We start from the raw sequence: 24836 nt of genomic DNA, 5'->3' as shown, positions 1-24836 counted from the left end.
AAGGGAAACCAAGGCAAAACAGGCGAGGATGCACAGTCTGCTGGCCTTCAAATGAACAGTCCGAGCCTATTTTCAACGCGCTATTACCTGGCGCATCAGCTTCACGTGGTGCTGGCAGGTATGGCGATCACACGCCAATCCCTTCCGACAGCGCGCATTTCGATGATTTCAAGTTCCAGGGCCTCGCTCATCTGTGCCAGCGGCAGCTCAAGCAAAGGACGTGCGCTGGAACCCATGAACTTGCTGGCAACGAAAATCTGGAATTCATCGACCAGCCCCATGCGAGTGAAGGCTCCGGCCAATTTAGGCCCAGCTTCAACCAGCACGTCGTTGACGCCACGCGCGGCAAGTTCGATCAGTAATTTACGCAGATCGACATGCCCTCCGCTGCCCGCCAACGCCAGCATCTCGTGGCCTTCGGCGTGATAGCGCTCGCGGGCCGAGGCCGCAGCGCAGGTCACCACCAATGCCCTGTCGGCTTTGAAAAAAGGCGCATCGAGCGGCACCCGCAAACGGCCATCGATCAATACGCGCAGCGGTGGCCGGGTAATCGCAAGGGCTGTGAGCTCTGCGTTCAAACCCAGCTCATCCGGGCGTACGGTCAGTCGTGCATTGTCGGCCAGCACGGTGTCTGCGCCGGTCAGCACGACGCTCGATTGCGCGCGTAATCGCTGCACCGCCGAACGTGCTTCAGGACCGGTAATCCACTGACTTTCGCCGCTGGCCATGGCGGTGCGGCCGTCAAGGCTCATCGCCATTTTCACCCGCACATACGGCAAGCCATGCTCCATGCGCTTGAGAAAGCCTTTATTGATCGCACGCGCTGCGCTTTGCAGCACGCCGTTTTGTACGCTCACTCCGGCGCTCATCAGCCGAAGCAGACCGCGCCCGCCGACTTCAGGATTAGGGTCTTGCATGGCTGCGACGACCCGCGTGATACCGGCCTCAATCAACGCATCGGCGCAGGGTGGCGTACGCCCGTGATGACTGCAGGGTTCAAGGGTGACGTAAGCCGTTGCGCCGCGAGCTTTGTCACCTGCGTGGCGCAGGGCGTGGACCTCTGCATGCGGCTCGCCGGCACGCACATGCCAGCCCTCGCCGACTATCGCACCGTCGCGCACGATGACACAGCCCACACGCGGATTGGGGTGTGTCGAATACCAACCCTTGCGCGCCAGTTCCAGCGCGTGGGCCATATAAAAGGCATCCAGTGCTGCTTGCTCAGTTGAAGGCATGCTCACTCTTTAGCCGGCTCACGTGCCAGGCGATCGATTTCTTCGCGAAATTCGTTGAGGTCCTGGAACCGTTTATAAACGGAAGCAAAGCGGATGTATGCGACTTCATCGAGTTTTTGCAGCTCACCCATCACCAATTCACCCACGATCAGCGATTTGACCTCGCGCTCGCCGGTGGCGCGCAGCTTGCTCTTGATATGGGCGATGGCCGCTTCCAGGCGTTCGACGCTGACCGGGCGCTTTTCCAGCGCACGCTGCATGCCGGCACGCAGTTTGTCTTCATCGAAAGGTTGGCGGCTGCCGTCTTGCTTGATCAGCCGGGGAAGCACCAGTTCAGCAGTCTCGAAGGTGGTGAACCGCTCGCCGCAGGCAACGCATTCACGACGCCGACGGACCTGATCGCCCTCGGCAACAAGGCGTGAGTCAATGACTTTGGTGTCATTGGCACCGCAAAAGGGACAGTGCATGGTGGCAGGCAACAATAAAAGGGAAGGCCATGGTAGCGCATCCCGCTGGCAAGACAAGCCTCGGGGTTTGCGGTATACAGACGCGCATCAGACGCTGTGAAAGATGGCGTCCTCGACGATACTGCGCAACACCCCCTTGTATTTGTTTCTGCTGGAGTTGTTCATGACGCTACGACTGCTCGTTGTAATCAGCCTTACTGGCCTCTTGGCCGCGTGTAGCAGCACTGCGCCACCGACTCCTGCTCCGGCTCAATCGGCGACCAAAACGGCGCCTATTAAATTGCCGGAAGGGTCTGGGCCGCTATTGCCTTATCAGCGCGAACTGAGCGGCCAATTGCTCGGGGTGCCCGCCGGTGCCGAGGTGGAGATGGCGCTACTGGTGGTCGATGACCGCAATCGCCCACAAAAACTGCTGTCGAGCACCAAACTGGTTGGCAACAATAAGTCACTGCCTTTCCAGTTGCGCTTCAATCCTGAAGCCTTCCCGGTCGGTGCTCGCGTTGAATTGCGCGGACGCGCCAGCCAGTCGGGCCAGTTGATCTTGCATCTGCCATCGGTACGCATCCAAACCCCAGACACCCAGGCGCTGGGCCAATTGCAGTTCGTCACGGCGCCATGACGCCACCGCTTCAACTTCAGGCAGCGCTGAGTGACCTGCTCGGCGATGCGCGGTTGGTATCTGAGCCGTTGCCCGGTACGGATCTGAAGCTGTGGCTGATCGACGCGCAAAACATGGACCGCGCTTTCAGCCCCGAAGAAACCCGGCGCATTCTCGACGACCCGCCGTATTGGGCGTTCTGCTGGGCGAGCGGCCTGGCGTTGACGCGTTTTCTGGCCGAGCAACCGCACTGGGTCAAGGGTAAACGGGTGTTGGATTTCGGTGCAGGCTCAGGCGTCGCCGCGATTGCAGCAGCCAAGGCCGGGGCGCTGGAAGTGGTGGCCTGTGATCTTGACCCGCTGGCGATCCAGGCCTGTCGAGCAAACGCGGCGCTCAATGATGTCCAGTTGGGTTATTCGACGGATTTCTTTGCCCAGGCTGATCGTTTCGATCTGATTCTGGTCGCGGATGTGTTGTACGACCGAGCTAATCTGCCATTGCTGGATGAGTTTTTAAGTCGTGGCAAGGAGGCGTTGGTGGCGGACTCTCGGGTCAGGGATTTCAAGCATCCGCTGTACGATCGGATCGGGACTCTTGACGCACTGACGTTGCCGGATCTGGCCGAGCCTTGGGAATTTCGTAAGGTCAGTCTGTATCACGCGGTACGCTGATCGGCTTTCGCCAGCGCCTACAGAAAATCTCGCTCATTCAGATCGTGTTTGATGAGCGCGCGCTTTATAGTTGCCCCCATTCAGGATTTTCCGAGACTAGCGATGAGCCAGGACACCCCGTACATTTTCGACGCAACCACTGCCAATTTCGATCAGTTGGTCATCGAGAACTCGTTTCACAAACCCGTGCTGGTGGATTTCTGGGCAGAGTGGTGTGCGCCCTGCAAGGTGCTGATGCCCATGCTGCAAAAAATCGCCGAGGAGTATCAGGGCGAATTGCTGCTGGCCAAGGTCGATTGCGATGCCGAACAAGACATCGTCGAGCGCTTCGGCATCCGCAGCCTGCCGACCGTGGTGCTGTTCAAGGACGGCCAACCGGTGGACGGCTTCGCTGGCGCGCAGCCTGAACCGCAGATTCGCGCGTTGCTCGAACCTCATGTGCAGATGCCTGAACCCGTCGACGCTGAAGCAGATCCACTGGAAACCGCTCAGTCGCTGTTTGCAGAAAGTCGCTTTGCCGACGCCGAAGCCGTGCTGAAAACCTCGCTGGCCGAAGACAACACCAACGCCGCCGCGTTGATTTTGTATGCGCGCTGCCTGGCTGAACGTGGTGAGCTGACCGAAGCGCGTACCGTGCTTGATGCGGTCAAGGGCGACGACCACAAAGCCGACCTCGCCGGTGCCAAAGCGCAACTGACCTTCCTCGCCGAAGCGGCTGCTATCCCTGACGCCGCCGATTTGAAGACCCGCCTGGCGCAAAACCCGCAGGACGATGAGGCCGCGCATCAACTGGCGATTCATCAACTCTCACGCCAGCAATACGAAGCCGCGCTGGAAGGCCTGCTCAAGCTGTTCATTCGTAACCGCAACTACAACGAAGGCCTGCCGCACAAGACCTTGCTGCAAGTGTTCGACTTGCTGGGCAATGACCACCCGCTGGTCACAACCTACCGTCGCAAGTTGTTTGCTGCACTTTACTGATCGTCACCGCAAAATGTGCAGCGAACCCAGGGCCTTGTTGGCGAGGCTTGCCTCGCTACAGTGCGTTCTGGCCCTGACCCGCCATATTGTAGGGAGAATCAATGACCTGTTTTTGTGGAATGAGCGTTGCCGAAGGCTGCGATGCGACTCCCATGACATACGGCATGTGCAGACTTACTCAACCCAGCAATAAATCGGTGTGTCCGCGCCGCTTTCGACCTTCACTTTTGGGTTATGCCGCAGCCTTACCAGCAGCCTTTTTCCCGCTGCCGAGCTGCCGGCCAGCCCTTCCAATTGTTCGAGTAAATCCGGCCCGCTGATCTGTCCGGCCTTTTGCAGCAACTCTTGGGCAATCAGCCAGACCTTGTCGTCCTGCCTTACAGGCGCTGCTTTTATTTCCTCGGTGCCCAACTTTGCCGCCTGCAGTTGAGCGCTCAATTGCGCCCAATCGCCATCATCCAGCTCAATGGTCAGATCCACCGGGTAATCGCCGACAGTTCCACGGATACGTAGCATGATTCAATTCCTCTGATTCGCTGTCGGCATGGTCCCACAGGTCTTGCAGAGCTGCACGCAATCCCCGGTAGGAGCGAACGTGTTCGCGAGGCGTTGCATCTGACGTACCCCGCAACCCCTTGCCAACACGTTGGCTTGTGCAAAGACCGCAACCAAACAAAAAGTTAAGAACGAACGCGAAGCATTGTTATAAGATCACATAACAACTTTTAGACCCTACCTTTGGAGCCCGCCCCCATGCGTCGTCTGCTACTTGCTCTTCCCTTCGCGCTGCTGCCCCTCGCCATCGCCCACGCGACTGAAGAACATGATCACGATCACGAGCACGGCAGCCTTGGCGCTCACGAACACGGCGTCGCACGGCTGGACGTAGCACAAGAAGGCACGACGCTGGAATTCGACCTGAACACCCCGGCCATGAACATCGTCGGCTTCGAGCACGCGGCCACCAGCGACGCCGACAAGTCCACATTGGCGGATGCGCGCGAGAAGCTGCTCAAACCCCACGGTTTGTTCGCCGTGCCGGAAGCGGCGCAGTGTTCAGTGGTCTCGCAAAAACTCACCAGCCCGCTGTTTGGTGACAAGGACGAGGACGGTAAACACAAAGATGAGAAAGACGAGCACAGTGAAATCCACGGCCACTACCAATTCACCTGTAACGTACCCGCAGTGCTGACCCAACTGGACCTTTCGCAGCTCTTCAAAACTTTCCCGGCTACCCAGACCGTTCAGGTGCAACTGATCACCACCAAGCGCCAACTGGGCGCCGAAGTACGAGCCAGCAATCCAGTGATCAAATTTTAAGCATTACGCCTGCGCACACACGGCCGGGATCGCCCGGTCGTTTCACTTCTCGACACGACTCAGGCCATGACTCAAGCACTCATCGAACTGTCTGATCTCGGCTTCGGTTGGCCGGGGCACCCGCAGTTATTGGACATTCCGGCGTTTCGCCTGGAGCCCGGCGAAACCCTGTTCCTCAAAGGCCCGAGCGGCAGCGGCAAAACCACCTTGCTCGGCTTACTGGGCGGCGTGCAAACACCCAATCGCGGCAGTATTCGGTTGCTGGGGCAGGAGCTTGCGCAATTGTCGGCCGGCGCCCGCGACCGTTTTCGCGTCGATCACACCGGTTACATCTTCCAGCAGTTCAACCTGCTGCCGTTTCTGTCGGTACGGGAGAATGTCGAGCTGCCCTGCCGCTTCTCCAAACTCCGTACCCAGCGGGCGACGCAGCGCCATGGCAGCGTCGATAAAGCCGCCGCGTCGCTGCTCGCCCACCTGGGCCTGAAAGACCCGGAAATACTGAGCCGTCGCGCCGACTCCCTGTCCATCGGCCAGCAACAGCGGGTCGCCGCCGCGCGTGCATTGATCGGCCAGCCAGAACTGGTGATCGCCGACGAGCCCACCTCGGCACTGGACGCTGATGCCCGCGAGGCGTTCATCCGCTTGCTGTTCGCCGAATGCCGAGAAGCCGGGGCCAGCCTGTTGTTCGTCAGCCATGATCAGAGCCTGGCGCCGCTGTTCGACCGCAATCTGTCGTTGTCCGAACTCAATCGCGCCGCCATCGCCCCCGAGGTTTGAGATGTATCTTTTCCGTTTGGCCATGGCCAGTCTCGCCAACCGCCGCTTTACAGCGTTTCTCACTGTATTCGCCATCGCCTTGTCGGTCTGCCTGCTGTTGGCGGTGGAACGCGTACGCACCGAAGCCCGCGCCAGTTTCGCCAGCACCATCAGTGGCACCGACCTGATTGTCGGCGCCCGTTCCGGCTCGGTAAATTTGCTGCTGTATTCGGTATTTCGCATTGGCAATGCCACCAACAACATTCGCTGGGACAGCTTTGAGCACTTCGCCCAAAGCAACCAGGTGAAGTGGGCGATCCCGATTTCACTGGGCGACTCCCATCATGGCTATCGCGTCATGGGCACTAACGAGGCGTATTTCGAGCATTATCAGTTCGGCCGCCAGCAACATCTTCAATTGGCTGAAGGCCGCCCATTTGCCACCGACCCTTTTGAAGTGGTGCTTGGCGCGCAAGTCGCCGATGCCCTGAAGTACAAGCTCGGTGACAAGCTGGTGCTGGCCCATGGCGTGGCAGCGATCAGTCTGGTCAAGCACGACGACAAGCCGTTCACCGTGGTGGGCATTCTCAAACGCACCGGGACGCCCGTTGACCGCACGTTGCACATCAGCCTCGGCGGCATGGAAGCGATTCACATCGACTGGCACAACGGCGTGCCAGCTCAGGGCACCGGCCGGATCAGCGCCGATCAGGCACGCAACATGGACCTGACGCCCACCGCCATTACGGCGTTCATGTTGGGCTTGAACAGCAAGATCGCGACCTTCGCCGTGCAGCGTGAGATCAATGAATACCGGGGGGAGCCCATGCTGGCGATCTTGCCCGGCGTTGCGCTGCAAGAGCTGTGGAGTTTGATGGGCGTTGCTGAAAAGGCCTTGTTCGTGATCTCGCTGTTCGTGGTGTTGACGGGTTTGATCGGCATGCTCACGGCGATTCTCACCAGCCTCAATGAACGTCGCCGGGAGATGGCGATTCTGCGCTCGGTGGGCGCAAGACCTTGGCATATCGCCAGCCTGTTGATACTTGAAGCCTTTGCCCTGACGCTGGCCAGCGTGATCGCCGGATTGGTATTGCTGTATGTCGGGATCGCCGCGGCGCAGGGTTACGTGCAAGCCAATTACGGTTTGTTCTTGCCGCTGTCGCTGCCCAGCGAGTATGAATGGTCCTTGCTTGGCGGTATCCTCGGCGCTGCGTTGTTGATGGGGATCGTACCTGCCTGGCGTGCCTATCGGCAGTCGTTGGCCGATGGTTTGTCGATCCGTTTGTGAGGACGTAAATGATGCGCTGGCTGTGGCTGATGGTGTCGTTGTTGATCGCCGCGCCTGCGTGGGCCGAGGGGATCCGGGTTCTGACGTGGCAGGAAATGATCCCGCCCGATGCGCCGCCAGTGAAGCTGATCACGGCGCCGATGCATGATCTGTCGAAAATGGCCGACACTCTGTCGATGGAGTCCGCACCCGCTGCGCATCAACTTGCACCCCATGCCCCCGTGGTCAAAGCCCTGGACGGCCAAACGGTGCGCCTGCCAGGTTACATCGTGCCACTGGAGGTCAGCGAGGAAGGCCGCGTGACGGACTTCCTGCTGGTGCCGTATTTCGGCGCCTGCATCCACGTCCCGCCACCGCCGCCAAACCAGATCGTTCACGTCACCAGCGAGCTGGGTGTGAAAGTCGATGAGCTGTATCAGCCGTACTGGATCGAAGGGCCGATGCAAGTGAAGTCCTCCACCAGCGAATTGGCGGACGCGGGATACCAAATGGAGGCAGACAAGATTCTGATTTATGAGCTGCAAGATGAGAACAGCGGCAAGTAGTCGATTGCAATACAGGTCGCAAGTTTTTAACCTGTGGCTAAATGCCTTTTCTATTGAGCCAAATCAACTCCCCCACCCCCAACGCTTCGTAATATTAGCCATCCCCACTTTTAACGCCTATATGGAGCCCCAATGAACAAGTCACTGCTTGGCGCATCTTTGCTTGCGCTGACCCTCAGCCCAATCGTTGCCAATGCTCACCAGGCCGGGGACTTTATCGTCCGTGCGGGCGCTGCGACTACAGCACCCAATGAAGACAGCGGCAACATCAAGCTTGATGGCGCCAAAGTCTCTGGCACCAAGGCGACACTGGACAGCGATACTCAGCTCGGCCTGACATTTGCCTACATGCTCACCGACCACATCGGCCTTGAACTGCTGGCGGCGACCCCGTTCCAGCACACGGTTGCAGTGAAAGGCCTGGGTGCAGGTCTTGATGGCAAGCTGGCTGATATCAAACAGCTGCCACCGACCTTGTCGTTGCAGTACTACCCGCTGGAAACAACATCCAAGTTTCAGCCGTATGTAGGCGCCGGTCTGAACTACACCTGGTTCTACGACGAAAACCTGAGCAGCACTCGCAAGAGCGAAGGTTTTAATAACCTCAGTCTGAAGAACTCGTGGGGATGGGCCGCGCAAGCGGGCATGGACTACATGTTGACCGACCGGATAATGGTCAACGCCTCAGTCTGGTATGTAGACATCGACACCAAGGCAAGCATCGATGGCCCGTCAGCGCTGGGTGTAGGTCGGACCAAGGTGAGCGTGGATGTCGACCCATGGGTTTACATGGTCGGTATTGGCTACAAGTTCTAACTGTCCTTTTAGCAGGAGCTGCCGAAGACCGCGATCTGGGTGTGTCAGGCGATAAATTCGTACCTGATACGCGCAATCGCGGGCAAGTACGCGCCTCAAGGGATCAACACAAAAGGCACCTATCAAGGTGCCTTTTGCGTTTTTAAAGGTTAACGCCCCAGCAGCTTCGCCAACCCGACACTCAACGGCGTCGGCACCGCCATGTCGAAGCGCTCGATCAAGCGCCGGTTATCAGCCCGCGAATGTCGAATATCCCCCGAACGCGCTGGCAGGTAAGTGACCTCAGGTAAGGCGCCGACCACCTCAGAAAGCGCTGCCAACAGCTGATTCAACGAGGTCGTGGCATTGAGCCCGACATTGATTGCACCCTCTTCTACCGCCGACCGTTCAAGCGCCTGCACCAATATGCCTGCCAGATCGCCGACGTAGAAAAAATCCCGCGTCTGCTCGCCATCGCCGAACACAGTGATTGGCAGGCCCTTCTCGGCGCGTTCGGCGAAGATGCTGATCACGCCCGAATACGGCGAGGAGGGGTCCTGACGCGGCCCGAAGATATTGAAGAAGCGAAACGAAACCGGCTCCAGACCGTGCTGACGACGGTAAAAGTCCAGGTAGTATTCGCTCGCCAGCTTGTCTGAGGCATAGGGCGTCAGCGGTGCCTTGGGCGTGTCCTCGCTGATCGATTCGCCTTCGCCGTTATTGCCATATACCGCTGCGCTGGAGGCGAAAATCACGCGTTTGATGCCGGCCTGACGCATGGCCTCGCAGACATTCAGCGTGCCGATGAAATTGCTCTGATGCGTACGCACCGGATCATCCACCGATGCCTGCACCGAGGCGACCGCCGCCAAATGTGCAACCGCCTGACAGCCCTGGGCCGCGAGTGCGACCAGCCCGGCATCGGCTACGTCACCTTCAATCAGTTCGAGCCGAGGGTTGTCCAGCGGCAAATTGCTGCGTTTGCCGGTGGAAAGATCATCGAGAACCCGCACCGCGTAGCCTTTTTCAAGCAATGCGTCGACCAGGTGCGAACCAATGAAACCGGCACCGCCGGTGATTAAGACAGGTGCGTCAGACATGACGGTAATAACGGTCCAATAAGCTTGGCAGCCCAGCACGCCAGGCGCGCGGCTTGATGCCAAAGGTGTGAAGGATCTTCTTGCAAGCCAGCACGGCGTTTTGTGGCTCTTCTGAAGCGTCGAGGCGCGCGGCATGCGCCTGGGCCGTCGGCGCTTCGACTGCCAAGGGGTGCATCAACCGGGCTTCGGTGAGAATGGCCTGCCCCAGCGCCAACGGCGTCGTCGCCTCATGCCCGGCGTAATGGTAGGTGCCCCACAACGGCGCGGCGCAATCAAGTTGCTTGAGCACCGCAATGATCACCCGTGCGGCGTCGTCCACCGGCGTTGGATTACCGCGTCGGTCATCGGCCATTGGCAGTTCTTCGGGGTTTTGCGCAAGGGTCAGGAAACGACCGAGGACACCGTCGACGCTGTCGTCGAGCAGCCAGCCGAAACGCAGCAACACATGCTGCGGGCAGGCCGCTCGCACGCTTTGCTCGATGCGCCACAATGCTTGCCCTCGCGAACCCAATGGCACGGGCTCGTCTTTTTCGCTGTAGGCGGTTGCACGCGAACCATCGAACACGCGATAGCTGGAAGGCTGCACGAGCACGATATTGTGGTGCTGGCACAGTTCGGCAAGTCGCTCGACCGAACGTTCCTGCGCGGCCAGGCGCTCCGCGCTCACACTCTGCGCCTGAAACCAGTCGAAGTAATAAGCAAGGTTGATCAAGGCATCCGGGCGGGTGTCATCGAGCAGTTGCGTCAGGCTTGCCGCATCCCAACCGTCTTGTGGTGGACGCGGCGCGAGGAAGCCAATGTCTTCCTCGGCACCCAGACGAATCAACGCCTGCCCAAGGGCATTCCCGCCGCCCAACAGCATAAGGCGCATTCGCATAGAGTCAGCAGGCTCAGTCTCAATATTCGGTTTAAAAATAGGTGAAAAACGCCCGCAAACATAACACGTCGCCGTTTATCTCCCAACCGTTACGCGGCCCGCACGTCGTACTTCAGATATTTCATGCGTCAGCGTAGGAATATCAAGACGGCTCATCCGCTATCTTGAGCACGAAAAATTCGCTCCAAGTGTTTAAACAATAGCAGTCCCGCCACGTCCGAGCCTTTAGCGTTGTAATCCTGGGTGCAAGAGAGACCTACGGATGAAAGCCATTGCGTTTAATCACGTAGGGGATACTCGGCTGGATTGCGGGCAAACGCGCGCAGCGCAGCTCTGACCGATCATCGGCGCTTGCATCTATCGAGTAGCGCCCTCATAAATTCCCGATGAACCTTCCCCAAACGCTCGAACCGGGACTCAGCGATTTTCACCCTGCTGTCAGTGCCTGGTTTCACAGTACCTTTCCGGCGGTCACGGCCGCTCAGGCGCAGGCTTGGCCGCTGATCAAGCAGCGCAAGTCCACACTGATCGCAGCGCCCACCGGCTCAGGGAAAACCCTGACTGCGTTTCTCGCGGTGATCGACGATCTCATTCACAAGGGGCTGGCGCTGGGCGGCGAATTGCCCGACCAAACCTTCGTCGTCTATGTCTCCCCGCTCAAGGCGTTGTCCAACGACATCCAGATCAACCTGCAAAATCCCCTCACCGGAATCAGCGAACAGTTGGCGCGCATGGGGCTGCCTGAACTGCGCATCAGCACTGCCGTGCGCACTGGCGACACCCACCAGAAAGACCGGACCGCGATGCGCAAGACCGCGCCGCACATTCTGGTGACCACGCCTGAATCGCTTTACGTGCTGCTCGGCTCCGACTCAGGCCGACGCATGTTGTCCAGCACCCATACCGTCATCGTCGACGAAATCCACGCCATCGCCTCCAGTAAACGCGGGAGCCATCTGGCATTGAGCCTGGAGCGTTTGCAGGCGCTGTGCAGCGCTCCGCTGTTGCGCATCGGCCTTTCGGCTACGCAAAAACCCATCGAGCGGGTGTCGCGTTTTCTGGTCGGCAGCGATCCGATCAAGCGTCCTTGCGCCATCATCGACATCGGTCATGCACGACCTCGGGACCTGGCAATCGAAGTACCGCCCGTGGCACTGACGGCAGTGATGGCCAATGACGTGTGGGAGTTGGTGTATGACCGCCTGGCCACGCTCGCCCGCGAACACCGCACCACGCTGATATTCGTCAACACCCGGCGCATGGCCGAACGCATGGCCCGGCATTTAAGCGAACGCCTCGGCAAGCAGGCGGTGGCCGCGCACCACGGCAGCCTGGCGAAAGAACAACGGCTGGACGCCGAGCAACGCCTCAAGCGCGGCGACTTGCAGGTGCTGATCGCCACTGCGTCGCTGGAGCTGGGGATTGATATTGGCGATGTGGATCTGGTGTGCCAGATCGGCTCGCCGCGGTCCATCGCAGCGTTTCTGCAGCGCGTCGGCCGCTCGGGCCATCAGGTCGGCGGCACGCCCAAAGGACGTCTGTTCGCCACCTCTCGCGACGACTTGATTGAATGCACGGCCCTGCTGGACTGCGTACGCCGGGGCGAACTCGATACCTTGTTGATCCCCAAAGCACCGCTAGACGTGCTGGCGCAGCAGATCATCGCCGAAGTCAGTTGTCAGGAATGGCAAGAGCAGGCGCTGCTGAACCTGTTTCGCCAGGCCTCGCCCTATGCCAACGTGAGCGAAGAACATTACCAGGCGTTGCTGCGCATGCTGGCCGAAGGTTATACCGGGCGCCAAGGCGTGCGCGCTGCCTACCTGCACCGCGACGCGATCACCCGAACCTTGCGCGGCCGACGTGGCAGCAAGCTAACAGCGATCACCAGCGGCGGCACGATTCCGGACAACGCCGACTACAGTGTGATCCTCGAACCGCAGGCGCTGAATATCGGCACGGTCAACGAAGACTTCGCCGTGGAAAGCATCGCCGGCGATATCTTCCAACTGGGCAACACGTCCTATCGCATCTTGCGCATAGAGTCTGGTCGGGTGCGAGTCGAAGACGCACAAGGCATGCCGCCGAACATTCCCTTCTGGCTTGGCGAAGCACCCGGACGCAGCGCCGAGTTATCGTTTGCCGTCGCCCGCCTGCAAGGGCATCTGGATGAACTGCTGACCGAGCATCCCGGCGATCTGGCGCGCTGCATGACATGGCTGATGGACACCTTGGGCCTGGATTACGCCAGCGCCGACCAGATCGTCGACTACCTGGCTCGGGCGCGCGCCGTACTGGGCGCCCTGCCCTCGCAAAACACGCTGATCATGGAGCGTTTCTTCGACGAGTCCGGCGGCACGCAGTTGGTGATCCACACGCCGTTCGGCAGCCGCATCAATCGGGCCTGGGGGTTGGCGCTGCGCAAACGCTTTTGTCGCACGTTCAATTTCGAGTTGCAGGCTGCCGCCAGCGAAGACGCGATCGTGTTGTCGTTGTCCACCAGCCACAGCTTTGCGCTGGAAGACGTCTGGCGCTACCTGAATTCCAACACCGCCGAACACCTGCTGATACAAGCCGTGCTCGACGCGCCCTTGTTCGGCGTGCGCTGGCGCTGGAATGCCGGCGTCGCGCTGGCCCTGCCGCGCTATACCGGTGGCCGCAAAGTGGCGCCGCAGTTGCAGCGCATGAAGAGTGAAGACCTCATCGCTACAGTGTTTCCCGATCAGATTGCGTGCCTGGAAAACCTGGTCGGTGAACGTGAAGTCCCAGACCATCCACTGATCGAGCAAACCCTGGACGATTGCCTGCACGAAGCGATGGACGCCGAAGGCTGGCTGGCTTTGTTGCGACGTATGGAAAGTGGCGATGTGCGGCTGATCTGTCGCGATTTGCCCGCGCCCTCGCCGCTGGCGGCAGAAATCCTCAGCGCCCGGCCTTATGCCTTTCTCGACGATGCGCCGCTGGAAGAACGCCGAACCCAGGCGGTGCTCAACCGCCGCTGGAGCGACCCGCAATCCGCGAACGACCTTGGTGCGCTGGATGCCGACGCGATCACGGCTGTCGGCGAAGAAGCGTGGCCGCAGCCGCAGAATCCCGACGAAATGCACGAAGCGTTGATGACCCTGGGTTGCGTCAGCGGCATCGAGGCACGGGGCCACCCGGACTGGATGAAATGGCTGGAAGCGCTGGCAACATCCGGTCGCGCCACACGCTTGCAGGTCAATCCTGATCACGCATTGTGGATCGCGCTGGAGCGGCTGACCTGTTTACACGCGCTTTATCCGACGGCAGAAATGCATCCACCCCTGGCCGCCCTCGTCGGTTTCAACGAACCGTGGACGCAAGAAGACGCCGCGGTGGAAATCGTCCGCGCACGCTTGAGCGGCTTTGGCCCCCTGCCCATGACAGCCATCGCCGAACCGCTGGCGATGCCAATCAGCAATGTCACTCAAGCACTGGCGCAACTGGAAACCGAGGGCTATGTGCTGCGCGGGCGCTTCAGCCCTGGCGTCACCGAGGATCAATGGTGCGAGCGACATTTGCTGTCGCGCATTCATCGCTACACGGTCAAGCGCCTGCGCCGAGAAATCGAGCCGGTGTCGTTGCAGGACTTCATGCGTTTTCTGTTTGACTGGCAGCATTTATCCAGTTCAACCCAAAGCCAGGGCAAGGCGGCGCTGCCAGAAGTGGTCGATCAACTGGAGGGATTTTCAGCCGCCGCAGGTTCTTGGGACAGCGACATTCTGCCTGCTCGGCTCAAGGACTATTCACAAAGCTGGCTGGATGACTTGTGTCGCTCGGGCAAAGTGGTGTGGATGCGTCTGGCCGCGCGCAACAAGGTCGGCGCTGCGGCGTTGAGGAGCACGCCCATCGTGTTGTTGCCGCGCTCACAGGTGAACCTCTGGAGTGGCCTGACCGAGCAGCCTGCGCCCACGGAACTGTCGCTGCGCGCGCAAAAAGTCCACGAATCACTGACTCGCAACGGTGCGATGTTTTTCGATGAGCTGACGGTCGAGGCGCATCTGCTGCGTACGGAACTGGAGAACGCGCTGCAGGAATTGGTCGGCGCAGGCTTGGTGAACGCTGACAGTTTTGCGGGCCTGCGTGCGTTAATCACACCCGCGAGCAAACGCGCAGCGCACACCAGTCGGCGCAATCGTGGGGCCTTCATCGGCGGGATGGACGATGCCGGACGCTGGGCGCTATTGCGTCGAGCGGCGGCGCCAACAGTGCCTGACTCAAAACGCGCCCCGCAAACCGATCCGCAGACGCTGGAACACATCGCCATGACGTTGCTGCGTCGTTACGGCGTGGTGTTCTGGCGAGTGCTTGAACGTGAAGCGGATTGGCTACCGAGCTGGCGCGAATTGCTGCGTACGTTTCATCGCCTGGAAGCGCGGGGCGAGATACGTGGCGGGCGATTTGTCAGCGGCCTGGCGGGCGAGCAATTTGCGCTGCCTGAGGCAATTGCGTTGCTGCGCGAGATTCGCAAGCGACCGCTCGATGGCAGCCTGATCAGCATCAGCGGCGCTGACCCGTTGAACCTGGTCGGAACATTGTTGCCCGGCGCAAAAGTGCCTGCGCTGATGGGCAATCGATTGGTCTACCGGGATGGTATCCCGGCTGCAGCGATTATCGCGGGCAAGCCGCAGTATTGGCTGGAGTTGGATCAATCGAGCACAGCGCAGGTCAGGGATCGGTTGTTGCGGTAGGAAACCCGCCACCCTCTGTGGGAGCAAATGATGCTCCTAAACCGGGCTTTCCGAGCCGTCTCCGTTGACTACCGTCGTCCTGCCCTGCACCGGTTGCTGCTCAGCACCCTCATTCTCAATCGGCGGCAGCGCCCCGTTATGTGGACTCATCACCACCTGTGGATAAGTTTGCGCAAAACGTACGTCAGTGGACTTATCCACAAGCCGCTTTAGCCGGTCGTTGAACGCACGACTCACCGCATATTGCCCACCTGATGAAGTGCGGAACTGCGCAGTGATCACAATGCCGTTCATGTCCATACGGTCCAGACCAAACACTTCCAACGGCCCTTGCAAGTTGCCTTTGAGCAACAAATCGTCGCTGATCGCCTGCCCTGCTTCGCGAATCAGAGACGTAGCGGAATCGACGTCGGAGTCGTAGGTGAACTGGAACGAGAAGAACGCATACGCGAATTGCCTGGATTGGTTGGTCACGGCCTTGATCTGGCCGAATGGCACCGAATGCACGAAGCCTTTGCCGTCACGCAAACGCAAGGTGCGGATGGTCAGGCTTTCGACTGTGCCCGCATGGCCGGAATCCAACACCACCCAGTCGCCAATCGAAATAGTGTCCTCAATAATGATGAACAAACCAGTGATCACGTCCTGCACCAGTTGCTGGGAGCCGAAACCAATGGCCAGGCCGACGACACCGGCACCGGCCAACAGTGGGGCAACGTTAATGCCCAGATTGGCCATGGTCGTGATGGCACAGATCACCACCAGGACGATTTTGATCGCGTTACGCAGCAGCGGCAGAATGGTTTTGACCCGCGTGCTGGGCTGGCGTGAAGCGCGATTGTTGATTGGCTGCTTCAACGCTTCTTGAATAGCCGTGTCCATCACCACCCAGAGCAACCAGGTCACCAGCAAGATCAAGCCGATGCTGCTCAACGAATCGCTGATTACCTTGCCCAACGTATTGCGCTGGGCAAATTCAAACAGCGAGAACCCCCAGATCCGCCCAAGCAATTCGATAAAGCCAATCGCCAGCGCGATGCGCATCAAGGCGTGCAGCAAGCTGAGCAACCGTTCTTTATAGACATGCTCGCTACGCGCCTCGGCCGGCTTGAACATGTGCTGAAACAGGGTGCTGAGAAACACCGTCGAGATCAGCAAAACCGTGGTCAGCAAGGCGCAACGCAACGCTTTCTGACTGTCTTCGCCGGCGCCGATCAGGTTGACTGCCGACACCAGAATCATCAGCAGGATCGGCAAGTGCCACAAGCTGGAGAAGATTTTCAGCGTTTCCTGGAGAGCAGGTCGCGCTAGACGGCTGGCCAGTGGCCGGTTTCGAATCAAGTGCGCAACAGGGCGCCGTATCCGGATCACCAGTATGCAAAACACCACCGACGCAAAAAGTCCGGTGAATACCGCAACGCTGGTGGTGACGTTGCTGCCCAGTTGGCGAGCGATCTGGGGGCTGGTCAGTGCGTCACTCAGCGCGGCGAGGAAACCCACGACGAACAACGGGCGCGGGCTGAAGCGGCGAATCAGACGCACCGCCGGACGTTTGTGCCCACTATTGAACAGCACGATGACGCTCAAAATGATCGACGTCGAAAAAATACCGCTGCTGGTGGCATAAGCCAGGCACAGCGCTAGCGCCCGACCGGCTGACAGCTGCATGAAATGGCTGACGTAGAGAGTCAGCGGCAGACAGGCCATGGCCGGGGCGGTAAACGGAATCAGGTAGCCAAATACGCCCTGCACACGCTCGCGCTTAAGCAAGTAGCGATGCCGATAGATGCGGCCCACGATGAACTTGCCCAGCAGGTGCAACAGCGCAAATGCACCGATCCAGACAGCGGAAAGTATTACAAAGTCGCCTGCAACGCTCCATTTCGAACGCGAGGATGGCTTGTTGACCAGCGTGTCCAACTCGTCGGCGGCACGGTCGGCGCGCAGACGCCAGGAATCAAACAAATGGTCGTCCAGATCAAGCTTGTTTTGCACGCTGTCGATACTGGAACTGATCGCACCGAGCAGCCCTCCTTCAACGAGTATTTCCGGCTTCTCGGGCTCGGCTGCGACGGGATCTGCGGCGGGTGCGGAAGAAGACGCTGCAGCGGCAAGGGCATCGGCGGCCTGAAGGTTGAAACTGCCCGCGCAGTACACAATGCACAGCAACATGGCGATCTTAAAGTTCGACAAAACGCTGATCACTCCTCGCTCGTGGGATAGTTGATGACGGGCGACAAAGATAAAGCCCACAGGAACTGATCTATTTTCATCCAGCAAGTTCGGTTTTTGCCCGTAATCAAGGAGAGATGAAGCGCCTTTGCCTGAGCCGGATCATCGAGTCCGACATGCCGCAGGTGCGCATCCTCATGATGTTCGTCGCGCTTAAGGGCTGGCTCGAGTCCGAAGGTTTGCGCGGCTGCTCCCTCATCAGTACCGCCTGAGAAATTGCCGATGCCAATGGCTCGATTAGCCTGATTGCGAAAATGCACAAACAGAAGTTGTTCAATTATGCTCAGGCGTTGTGTGAGCAACTGCCGGCCTATCGAACGACAGCAGCGCTGGTTAAACAGTGGCTGAGATGGATGGCGCTATTACCGGCGCGCGCGTGAGGAGGGACTTAAGCACCGCGCCGATAGCGCAAAGGACGTTGCGTAGCTATTACTCGAACAGTCATCACTCCTGACACCTGCCGGGTAAAAAGCTCCACTTTGCTGCTAACTCAATCTGCCTGGAGGCTTGACCATGTCGTCCAATACCCAAACTCGCCCGCCACTTCCTCCGTTCACCCGTGAATCGGCCATCGAAAAGATCCGTCTTGCCGAAGATGGCTGGAACAGTCGCGATCCGGAAAAGGTCGCGTTGGCTTATACCCTCGATACCCAATGGCGCAACCGCGCCGAATTCGCCACCAACCGCGAAGAGGCCAAAGGCTTCCTGACGCGCAAATGGAAGAAAGAACTCGATTACCGCCTGATCAAAGAGCTTTGGGCCTTCACCGACAACCGCATTGCCGTCCGTTATGCCTACGAATGGCACGACGATTCAGGAAACTGGTACCGCTCGTACGGTAACGAAAACTGGGAGTTCGCCAAAGACGGTCTGATGGCCAATCGCTTCGCATGCATCAACGACATGCCGATCAAAGAATCCGAGCGCAAATTCCACTGGCCGCTGGGTCGCCGTCCGGATGATCATCCGGGATTGTCCGAACTGGGGCTGTAATTGCTGCGATTCTGCCGGTGCGAACTTGCTCGCCAAGCGTTAAAACCGATACATCGCACGGTGCAAGGAAAAGCCCCCGACAGTTGAACTGTCCGGGGGCTTTTCGATTTTGTTCACGGTAATCCGGTAGCCGTATCCTAGAACGGAATATCGTCGTCAAAGCTGTCGAAATCAGGAGCTGGCTGTGGCGCCTGTTGCGGAGCTGGACGGGATTCACGTTGTGGCTGCGGACTTGATTGCTGTGGAGCCGATTGTTGCGCACGCGCCTGCTGAGGGCGAGGTGCCGAGTTCTGCTGATAGCCACCACCGCCTTGCCCTTGTGGAGCGCCTTCGCCCTGCGGACGGCCACCCAACAGTTGCATAGTGCCCTGCATGTCGACGACGATTTCGGTGGTGTAGCGCTTGATGCCGTCTTTTTCCCACTCGCGGGTTTGCAACTTGCCTTCGATGTAGACCTGCGAGCCTTTGCGCAGGTATTCACCGGCAATCTCGGCGACCTTGCCGAACATCGACACACGGTGCCACTCGGTTTTTTCAACTTTCTGACCGGTTTGCTTGTCGGTCCACTGTTCGCTCGTCGCCAGACTCAGGTTGGTCACGGCATTACCGTTCGGCATGTAGCGAACTTCGGGATCCTGGCCGCAAGTACCGACCAATATGACTTTGTTAACCCCACGGGCCATAACGTTCTCCTAGGCTTCACACGTTTGCGACGCTGGATTGACCAATTCGTCGAAAGACGCCCGATCCAACAGTTCTTTGTCAAATTTGATATAGATGGCGCCCTCTTCGGACACCACTATTGCATCTGTTACTCCACGCACGGCCAGCAAACGCTCGGCCAGACTCAGGTCGCGCTGGGCTTCTGGCGACAACGGCAGGCGCAGGCTTGTGACGTATGGAGGTTCGCGCATGGTAACAGCAAACACGAGCCAAAGTGCTGCCAGACCTGCTCCCCCCAAGAACACGACACTGAGCCCGCCGTGCTGAAACAACCAACCGCCGAGGATGCCACCGACCGCCGAACCAAGGAACTGACTGGTAGAATAAATCCCCATCGCCGTGCCCTTCCCGCCCGCCGGAGACACCTTGCTGATCAATGACGGCAGTGATGCTTCGAGCAGGTTAAAGGCGGTAAAGAACACCACAGTCCCGATAACCAGCGCTCGAAGCGTGTCGCCGAACTCCCAGAAGAATAGCTCAGTGAGCATCAGTACCGCGACGGCACCCAGCAAAACCCTCTTCATCTGGCGCTTCTTTTCACCGTAAATGATGAACGGGATCATCGCGAAGAACGAAATCAGCAGCGCCGTCAGGTAAACCCACCAGTGCTGCTCCTTGGGCAACCCGGCTTTCTCGACCAGCGCCAGCGGCAATGCGACGAAACTGGACATGAGCATCGCGTGCAACGCGAAGATACCTAAATCCAGGCGCAGCAGATCTGGATGGCGCAGTGTTGCTCCCAATGCCTGTTTGGCGAGCCCCGACTCTCGATGCTGTAGCGTCACGGTGGATTTCGGCACCACGAACGCGGTAATGACGATCCCCACCAGCGCCATCGCTCCCGTTGCCAGGAACAATCCGGACAGCCCAAACGCGCTTGTCAGGATCGGCCCGACCACCATCGCCACCGCAAAGGAAACGCCAATGGTCATGCCAATCATTGCCATGGCCTTGGTTCGATGCTGCTCGCGGGTCAGGTCAGACAACAGCGCCATCACTGCCGCAGAAATCGCACCAGCCCCCTGCAAGACACGGCCTGCGATCACGCCCCATATCGAGGTTGCATCAGCCGCCAGCACGCTACCAATGGCAAAAACGACAAGGCCAAAATAAATAACCGGGCGACGTCCGATACGGTCGGAAATGATACCGAACGGGATTTGTAGAACAGCTTGTGTCAGGCCGTATGCGCCAATCGCCAGACCAATCAGCGCCGGACTTGCGCCGGCCAGGTCCATGCCATAGGTCGCCAGAACCGGCAAAACCATGAACATGCCAAGCATACGGAACGCGAACACCAGCGCCAGGCCGCCTGCCGCGCGGGTCTCGCTACCACTCATGCGCTCGCTATGTGAATCGTGCATGGAATAACCTCGTGTGAACCGGCGGCGATTCTACCAGTCCCATCGGTGTACAGCACATACGCGACGCTTTGCCGCGTACTGGCTTGGAGCCGTATACTCCCGTGTTTATGCCCGCCGAGCGAGGCCGCAGTGGACCAGATCCTGATACGTGGGGCACGAACCCACAACCTGAAGAACATTGACCTCACCCTGCCACGCGACAAACTGATCGTTATTACCGGGTTATCCGGCTCTGGCAAATCATCGCTGGCATTCGACACGCTGTACGCCGAAGGGCAGCGACGCTACGTGGAGTCATTGTCCGCGTATGCTCGACAGTTTCTATCGATGATGGAAAAACCCGACGTCGACACCATTGAGGGTCTGTCGCCCGCAATTTCCATCGAGCAAAAGTCGACCTCTCACAACCCACGCTCGACCGTGGGCACGATTACCGAGATCTACGACTACCTGCGCCTGCTTTACGCTCGGGTGGGCCAACCGCGCTGCCCGGACCACGACATACCCCTGGAAGCGCAGACGGTCAGCCAGATGGTTGACCTGGTCATTGCACAGCCTGAAGGCAGCAAGTTGATGTTGCTGGCGCCGGTTGTGCGCGAGCGCAAGGGCGAGCACCTTGCGGTGTTCGAAGAGCTGCGCGCACAAGGTTTCGTAAGGGCCCGGGTCAACGGCCGGCTTTGCGAACTCGATGAATTGCCGAAGCTGGACAAACAGAAGAAACATTCCATCGATGTCGTGGTCGATCGTTTCAAGGTCCGAGCCGATCTGCAGCAGCGTTTGGCGGAGTCTTTCGAGACCGCACTGAAGCTTGCCGACGGCATCGCTTTGGTTGCCCCTATGGACGACGAACCCGGCGAAGAGATCATCTTCTCCGCACGTTTTGCCTGCCCGATCTGCGGTCACGCGATCAGCGAGCTTGAGCCGAAGTTGTTTTCCTTCAACAACCCGGCCGGGGCCTGCCCGACATGCGACGGCTTGGGCGTTAAACAATTTTTCGATATCAAGCGCCTGGTCAACGGCGAACTGACGTTGGCGGAGGGGGCGATTCGCGGCTGGGACCGACGAAACGTCTATTATTTCCAGATGCTCGGCTCGCTGGCCAAACACTATGGCTTTAGCCTGGAAGTACCGTTCAAGGAGCTTCCAGCCGATCAACAGAAAATCCTGCTTAACGGCAGCGGTACTCAGAATGTCGACTTCCGCTACCTGAATGATCGCGGCGACATCGTTAAACGCGCGCACCCTTTTGAAGGCATCGTGCCAAACCTTGAGCGTCGTTATCGCGAGACAGAATCTGCGACCGTTCGAGAAGAACTGGCCAAGTTCCTCAGCACCCAGCCCTGCCCGGACTGCCGCGGCACGCGCTTGCGTCGCGAAGCCCGCCACGTATGGGTTGGCGAGAAAACACTGCCAGCGGTCACTAATCTGCCAATCGGCGATGCGACCGACTACTTCGGCAAGCTGAAGCTGACTGGGCGCCGCGGTGAAATTGCCGACAAGATTCTCAAGGAAATCCGCGAACGCCTACAGTTTTTGGTCAATGTGGGCCTTGATTACCTGACGCTGGATCGCAGCGCCGACACGCTGTCCGGCGGCGAAGCGCAACGTATTCGCCTTGCCAGCCAGATCGGCGCCGGCCTTGTTGGCGTCATGTACATCCTCGATGAACCTTCAATTGGTCTGCATCAACGCGACAACGACCGCTTGCTGGACACCCTTCGCCATCTTCGGGATATCGGCAACACAGTGATCGTGGTGGAGCATGACGAGGACGCCATTCGTATGGCTGACTACGTCGTCGACATTGGTCCGGGTGCCGGTATACACGGCGGCCATATCGTTGCAGAGGGCACGCCGGCAGAAGTCATGGCGCATCCAGACTCGCTGACGGGAAAATATCTGTCCGGTCGGGTCAAGATTGCCGTGCCCGCCAAGCGCACACCGCGCAACAAAAAGCTGTCACTGAAACTCAAGGGCGCACGCGGAAACAATCTGCGCAATGTCGATCTTGAGATTCCGATTGGCCTGCTAACCTGTGTCACCGGGGTGTCGGGGTCGGGTAAGTCGACGCTGATCAACAACACCCTGTTCCCGCTCAGTGCCACGGCATTGAACGGTGCGACGACGCTGGAAGCATCCGCGCATGACAGCATTGATGGGTTACAGCATCTGGACAAAGTCGTCGACATCGATCAAAGCCCGATTGGCCGTACCCCGCGCTCCAATCCTGCAACGTACACGGGTTTGTTCACGCCGATTCGCGAGCTGTTCTCGGGTGTCCCGGAATCGCGCTCACGCGGTTATGGGCCCGGCCGCTTCTCGTTTAACGTCAAGGGCGGCCGCTGTGAGGCTTGTCAGGGTGACGGCCTGATCAAAGTCGAGATGCACTTCCTGCCGGATATTTACGTGCCATGCGACGTATGCAGGAGCAAACGCTATAACCGGGAGACCCTTGAGATCAAATACAAGGGCAAAAACATCCACGAAGTGCTGGAGATGACCATCGAGGAAGCACGCATCTTCTTCGACGCCGTTCCTGCATTGGCGCGCAAGCTGCAAACGTTGATGGATGTGGGGCTGTCCTACATCAAGCTCGGACAATCGGCGACAACGTTGTCAGGCGGTGAGGCGCAGCGAGTGAAGCTGTCGCGTGAGCTGTCCAAGCGCGATACCGGCAAAACGCTGTACATCCTCGATGAACCAACCACTGGCCTGCACTTCGCAGATATCCAACAGCTGTTGGATGTGCTGCATCGCTTGCGTGATCACGGCAACACCGTGGTGGTCATCGAACACAACCTCGATGTCATCAAGACCGCCGACTGGCTTGTGGACCTCGGTCCAGAAGGTGGCTCCAGAGGCGGTCAGATCATTGCCACAGGTACCCCGGAGCAAGTGGCCGAGATGGAGCAGTCGTACACAGGGCACTACCTGAAACCTTTGCTCGAAAGAGACAAAGCATGAGGTGTTGATCCTGCCGAAATAAAAAAGCCCCTGTTGCGGGACTCGCGACAGGGGCTTTTTGGTTCAAAGGATCAGAATTGCGATTGTAGGTAGTTTTCCAAACCGATGGATTTGATCAACCCTAGCTGTTTTTCGAGCCAGTAGGCGTGATCTTCCTCGGTATCGGCCAACTGGATACGCAGAATGTCACGGCTAACGTAGTCCTGATGCACCTCACAGAGTTCGATGCCCTTGCACAACGCAGCGCGGACCCGATACTCCAGGCGAAGATCGCTGGCGAGCATCTCAGGTACCGTAGTGCCGACATCCAGATCATCCGGGCGCATACGCGGCGTACCTTCGAGCAAGAGAATCCGACGCATCAACGCGTCTGCGTGTTGTGTCTCTTCTTCCATCTCGTGGTTCATTCGTTCGTAGAGTTTGGTAAAACCCCAATCCTCATACATCCGCGAATGGACGAAGTATTGGTCACGTGCGGCCAGTTCTCCGGTCAGCAGCGTGTTCAGGTAATCAATGACATCCGGATGGCCTTGCATCGCCGTACTTCTCCTCTTGAAAGGCGTAGTTTGAACCAACCTGCCGCCGAGGTCACTTCAAGAACAGCAGGAAAGCTAACAAATGTCGTTAAAATCCGATATCTGGTGTCGAAAAGCATGGTAAATGAGGAGAGTTCTGTTTATCACTACGAGTTAGCGCAATAAATATGCACCTCCGCGCTTCGGTCATTGATTTGAAGGCGGTGTAAAAAACAAAAAACCGGGCGCTAGGCCCGGTTTTTTGTAAAGACTGACGTCTTATTCAGCGGCTTCTACAGAGCCACCGACAGGACGATCAACCAACTCGACATACGCCATAGGCGCGTTGTCGCCAGTGCGGAAACCGCACTTGAGGATACGCAAGTAGCCGCCCTGACGGGTTGCATAGCGTTTGCCCAGATCGTTGAACAGCTTGCCGACGATTTCTTTCGAACGAGTACGGTCGAAAGCCAAACGGCGGTTAGCTACGCTGTCTTCCTTGGCCAGGGTGATCAGCGGCTCGGCAACGCGGCGCAGTTCCTTGGCTTTCGGCAGGGTAGTTTTGATCAGCTCGTGCTCGAACAGCGACACCGCCATGTTTTGAAACATGGCCTTGCGGTGCGAGCTGGTACGGCTCAGGTGACGTCCACTTTTACGATGACGCATGGTTCATTCCTTACCAAACTCACGTTCGGTGATTACG

21 protein-coding genes and 1 pseudogene are annotated in these 24836 nt (G+C 58.7%); 11 read left to right on the top strand and 11 right to left on the bottom strand.

All coding sequences use genetic code 11. From position 1 onward, the window contains the following. Positions 1 to 101 precede the first annotated feature (101 nt). Both ribD and nrdR read right to left on the bottom strand, forming a co-directional pair. Positions 102 to 1235: a bifunctional diaminohydroxyphosphoribosylaminopyrimidine deaminase/5-amino-6-(5-phosphoribosylamino)uracil reductase RibD gene (gene ribD, locus VGC62_RS02260; RefSeq protein ID WP_331185452.1), complete on the bottom strand. Its 1134-nt coding sequence runs from the start codon at positions 1233 to 1235 to the stop codon at positions 102 to 104. A 2-nt stretch (positions 1236 to 1237) separates the two neighbouring features. Then, positions 1238 to 1702, bottom strand: a complete 465-nt coding sequence (nrdR, locus tag VGC62_RS02255; protein ID WP_331185451.1) for a transcriptional regulator NrdR — start codon at positions 1700 to 1702, stop codon at positions 1238 to 1240. A 163-nt stretch (positions 1703 to 1865) separates the two neighbouring features. Here nrdR and VGC62_RS02250 point away from each other — a divergent pair, with 163 nt between their 5' ends. The 3 genes from VGC62_RS02250 to trxA all read left to right on the top strand — a co-directional run bounded on the left by VGC62_RS02250 (position 1866) and on the right by trxA (position 3952). Next, positions 1866 to 2321: a hypothetical protein gene (locus VGC62_RS02250; RefSeq protein WP_331185450.1), complete on the top strand. Its 456-nt coding sequence runs from the start codon at positions 1866 to 1868 to the stop codon at positions 2319 to 2321. After that, positions 2318 to 2971 carry a class I SAM-dependent methyltransferase gene (locus VGC62_RS02245; RefSeq protein WP_331185449.1) on the top strand — a complete coding sequence of 218 codons (654 nt, stop codon included), beginning with the start codon at positions 2318 to 2320 and terminating at the stop codon, positions 2969 to 2971. The genes VGC62_RS02250 and VGC62_RS02245 overlap by 4 nt, the downstream gene beginning before the upstream one ends. Positions 2972 to 3073: 102 nt before the next feature. Continuing rightward, positions 3074 to 3952, top strand: coding sequence for a thioredoxin (gene trxA / locus VGC62_RS02240; RefSeq protein ID WP_331185448.1), 879 nt, complete (start codon positions 3074 to 3076; stop codon positions 3950 to 3952). Between the two features lie 174 nt (positions 3953 to 4126). Here the strand turns inward: trxA and VGC62_RS02235 are convergent, their stop codons facing one another. After that, complete coding sequence (locus VGC62_RS02235; RefSeq protein ID WP_331185447.1) at positions 4127 to 4468, bottom strand: hypothetical protein; 342 nt, start codon at positions 4466 to 4468, stop codon at positions 4127 to 4129. A gap of 237 nt (positions 4469 to 4705) precedes the next feature. On the opposite strand from VGC62_RS02235, the gene VGC62_RS02230 reads away from it, so the two are divergent. The 5 genes and pseudogenes from VGC62_RS02230 (at position 4706) to VGC62_RS02210 (ending at position 8677) form a co-directional block, all read left to right on the top strand. Further along, complete coding sequence (locus VGC62_RS02230; RefSeq protein WP_331185446.1) at positions 4706 to 5272, top strand: DUF2796 domain-containing protein; 567 nt, start codon at positions 4706 to 4708, stop codon at positions 5270 to 5272. 66 nt (positions 5273 to 5338) lie between these two features. Next, positions 5339 to 6048 (top strand): annotated as a pseudogene (locus VGC62_RS02225) (ABC transporter ATP-binding protein); the annotation flags it as partial. A gap of 2 nt (positions 6049 to 6050) precedes the next feature. Next, entirely contained in the window at positions 6051 to 7316 is a 1266-nt protein-coding gene (locus tag VGC62_RS02220) for an ABC transporter permease (RefSeq protein WP_331185444.1), read from the top strand. Positions 7317 to 7327: 11 nt separating this feature from the next. Beyond that, a complete protein-coding gene (locus VGC62_RS02215; RefSeq protein WP_414705730.1) occupies positions 7328 to 7861 on the top strand; it encodes a DUF3299 domain-containing protein in 534 nt (177 codons plus the stop codon). Positions 7862 to 7993: 132 nt separating this feature from the next. Further along, positions 7994 to 8677, top strand: coding sequence for an OmpW/AlkL family protein (locus VGC62_RS02210; protein WP_331185442.1), 684 nt, complete (start codon positions 7994 to 7996; stop codon positions 8675 to 8677). A gap of 149 nt (positions 8678 to 8826) precedes the next feature. Here the strand turns inward: VGC62_RS02210 and VGC62_RS02205 are convergent, their stop codons facing one another. Together VGC62_RS02205 and VGC62_RS02200 are read right to left on the bottom strand one after the other, a co-directional pair. Beyond that, on the bottom strand, positions 8827 to 9756 hold the full coding sequence (locus tag VGC62_RS02205) for an NAD-dependent epimerase/dehydratase family protein (RefSeq protein WP_331185441.1): 930 nt from the start codon (positions 9754 to 9756) through the stop codon (positions 8827 to 8829). Continuing rightward, positions 9749 to 10633 carry a sugar nucleotide-binding protein gene (locus VGC62_RS02200; protein ID WP_331185440.1) on the bottom strand — a complete coding sequence of 295 codons (885 nt, stop codon included), beginning with the start codon at positions 10631 to 10633 and terminating at the stop codon, positions 9749 to 9751. The genes VGC62_RS02205 and VGC62_RS02200 overlap by 8 nt, the downstream gene beginning before the upstream one ends. 386 nt (positions 10634 to 11019) lie before the next feature. On the opposite strand from VGC62_RS02200, the gene VGC62_RS02195 reads away from it, so the two are divergent. Beyond that, positions 11020 to 15342, top strand: a complete 4323-nt coding sequence (locus tag VGC62_RS02195) for a DEAD/DEAH box helicase (protein ID WP_331185439.1) — start codon at positions 11020 to 11022, stop codon at positions 15340 to 15342. A 36-nt stretch (positions 15343 to 15378) separates the two neighbouring features. Here VGC62_RS02195 and VGC62_RS02190 read toward each other — a convergent pair whose 3' ends face one another. Both VGC62_RS02190 and VGC62_RS02185 read right to left on the bottom strand, forming a co-directional pair. Continuing rightward, positions 15379 to 17514 carry a mechanosensitive ion channel family protein gene (locus VGC62_RS02190; protein WP_331185489.1) on the bottom strand — a complete coding sequence of 712 codons (2136 nt, stop codon included), beginning with the start codon at positions 17512 to 17514 and terminating at the stop codon, positions 15379 to 15381. A 29-nt stretch (positions 17515 to 17543) separates the two neighbouring features. Then, positions 17544 to 17876, bottom strand: coding sequence for a hypothetical protein (locus VGC62_RS02185; RefSeq protein WP_331185438.1), 333 nt, complete (start codon positions 17874 to 17876; stop codon positions 17544 to 17546). A gap of 211 nt (positions 17877 to 18087) precedes the next feature. Here VGC62_RS02185 and VGC62_RS02180 point away from each other — a divergent pair, with 211 nt between their 5' ends. Next, positions 18088 to 18567, top strand: a complete 480-nt coding sequence (locus VGC62_RS02180; protein WP_331185437.1) for a nuclear transport factor 2 family protein — start codon at positions 18088 to 18090, stop codon at positions 18565 to 18567. 137 nt (positions 18568 to 18704) lie between these two features. Here the strand turns inward: VGC62_RS02180 and VGC62_RS02175 are convergent, their stop codons facing one another. Continuing rightward, positions 18705 to 19250 (bottom strand): single-stranded DNA-binding protein, encoded by a 546-nt coding sequence (locus VGC62_RS02175; RefSeq protein ID WP_331185436.1) that lies wholly within the window; start codon positions 19248 to 19250, stop codon positions 18705 to 18707. 9 nt (positions 19251 to 19259) lie between these two features. Then, the gene (locus VGC62_RS02170) at positions 19260 to 20654 is read right to left on the bottom strand and encodes an MFS transporter (RefSeq protein ID WP_331185435.1); all 1395 of its coding nucleotides are present in this window, start codon (positions 20652 to 20654) and stop codon (positions 19260 to 19262) included. A gap of 129 nt (positions 20655 to 20783) precedes the next feature. On the opposite strand from VGC62_RS02170, the gene uvrA reads away from it, so the two are divergent. Further along, positions 20784 to 23618, top strand: coding sequence for an excinuclease ABC subunit UvrA (uvrA, locus tag VGC62_RS02165; RefSeq protein WP_331185434.1), 2835 nt, complete (start codon positions 20784 to 20786; stop codon positions 23616 to 23618). 71 nt (positions 23619 to 23689) lie between these two features. On the opposite strand, the gene bfr is transcribed toward uvrA, so the two are convergent. After that, positions 23690 to 24154, bottom strand: a complete 465-nt coding sequence (gene bfr / locus VGC62_RS02160; protein ID WP_331185433.1) for a bacterioferritin — start codon at positions 24152 to 24154, stop codon at positions 23690 to 23692. A gap of 258 nt (positions 24155 to 24412) precedes the next feature. Beyond that, on the bottom strand, positions 24413 to 24799 hold the full coding sequence (gene rplQ, locus VGC62_RS02155; protein WP_004397026.1) for a 50S ribosomal protein L17: 387 nt from the start codon (positions 24797 to 24799) through the stop codon (positions 24413 to 24415). Between the last annotated feature and the right edge of the window lie 37 nt (positions 24800 to 24836).

Origin of the sequence: Pseudomonas sp. (assembly GCF_036404235.1) — a bacterium.
GTDB lineage: Bacteria > Pseudomonadota > Gammaproteobacteria > Pseudomonadales > Pseudomonadaceae > Aquipseudomonas.
This window is presented reverse-complemented; position numbering and strand designations above follow the sequence as displayed.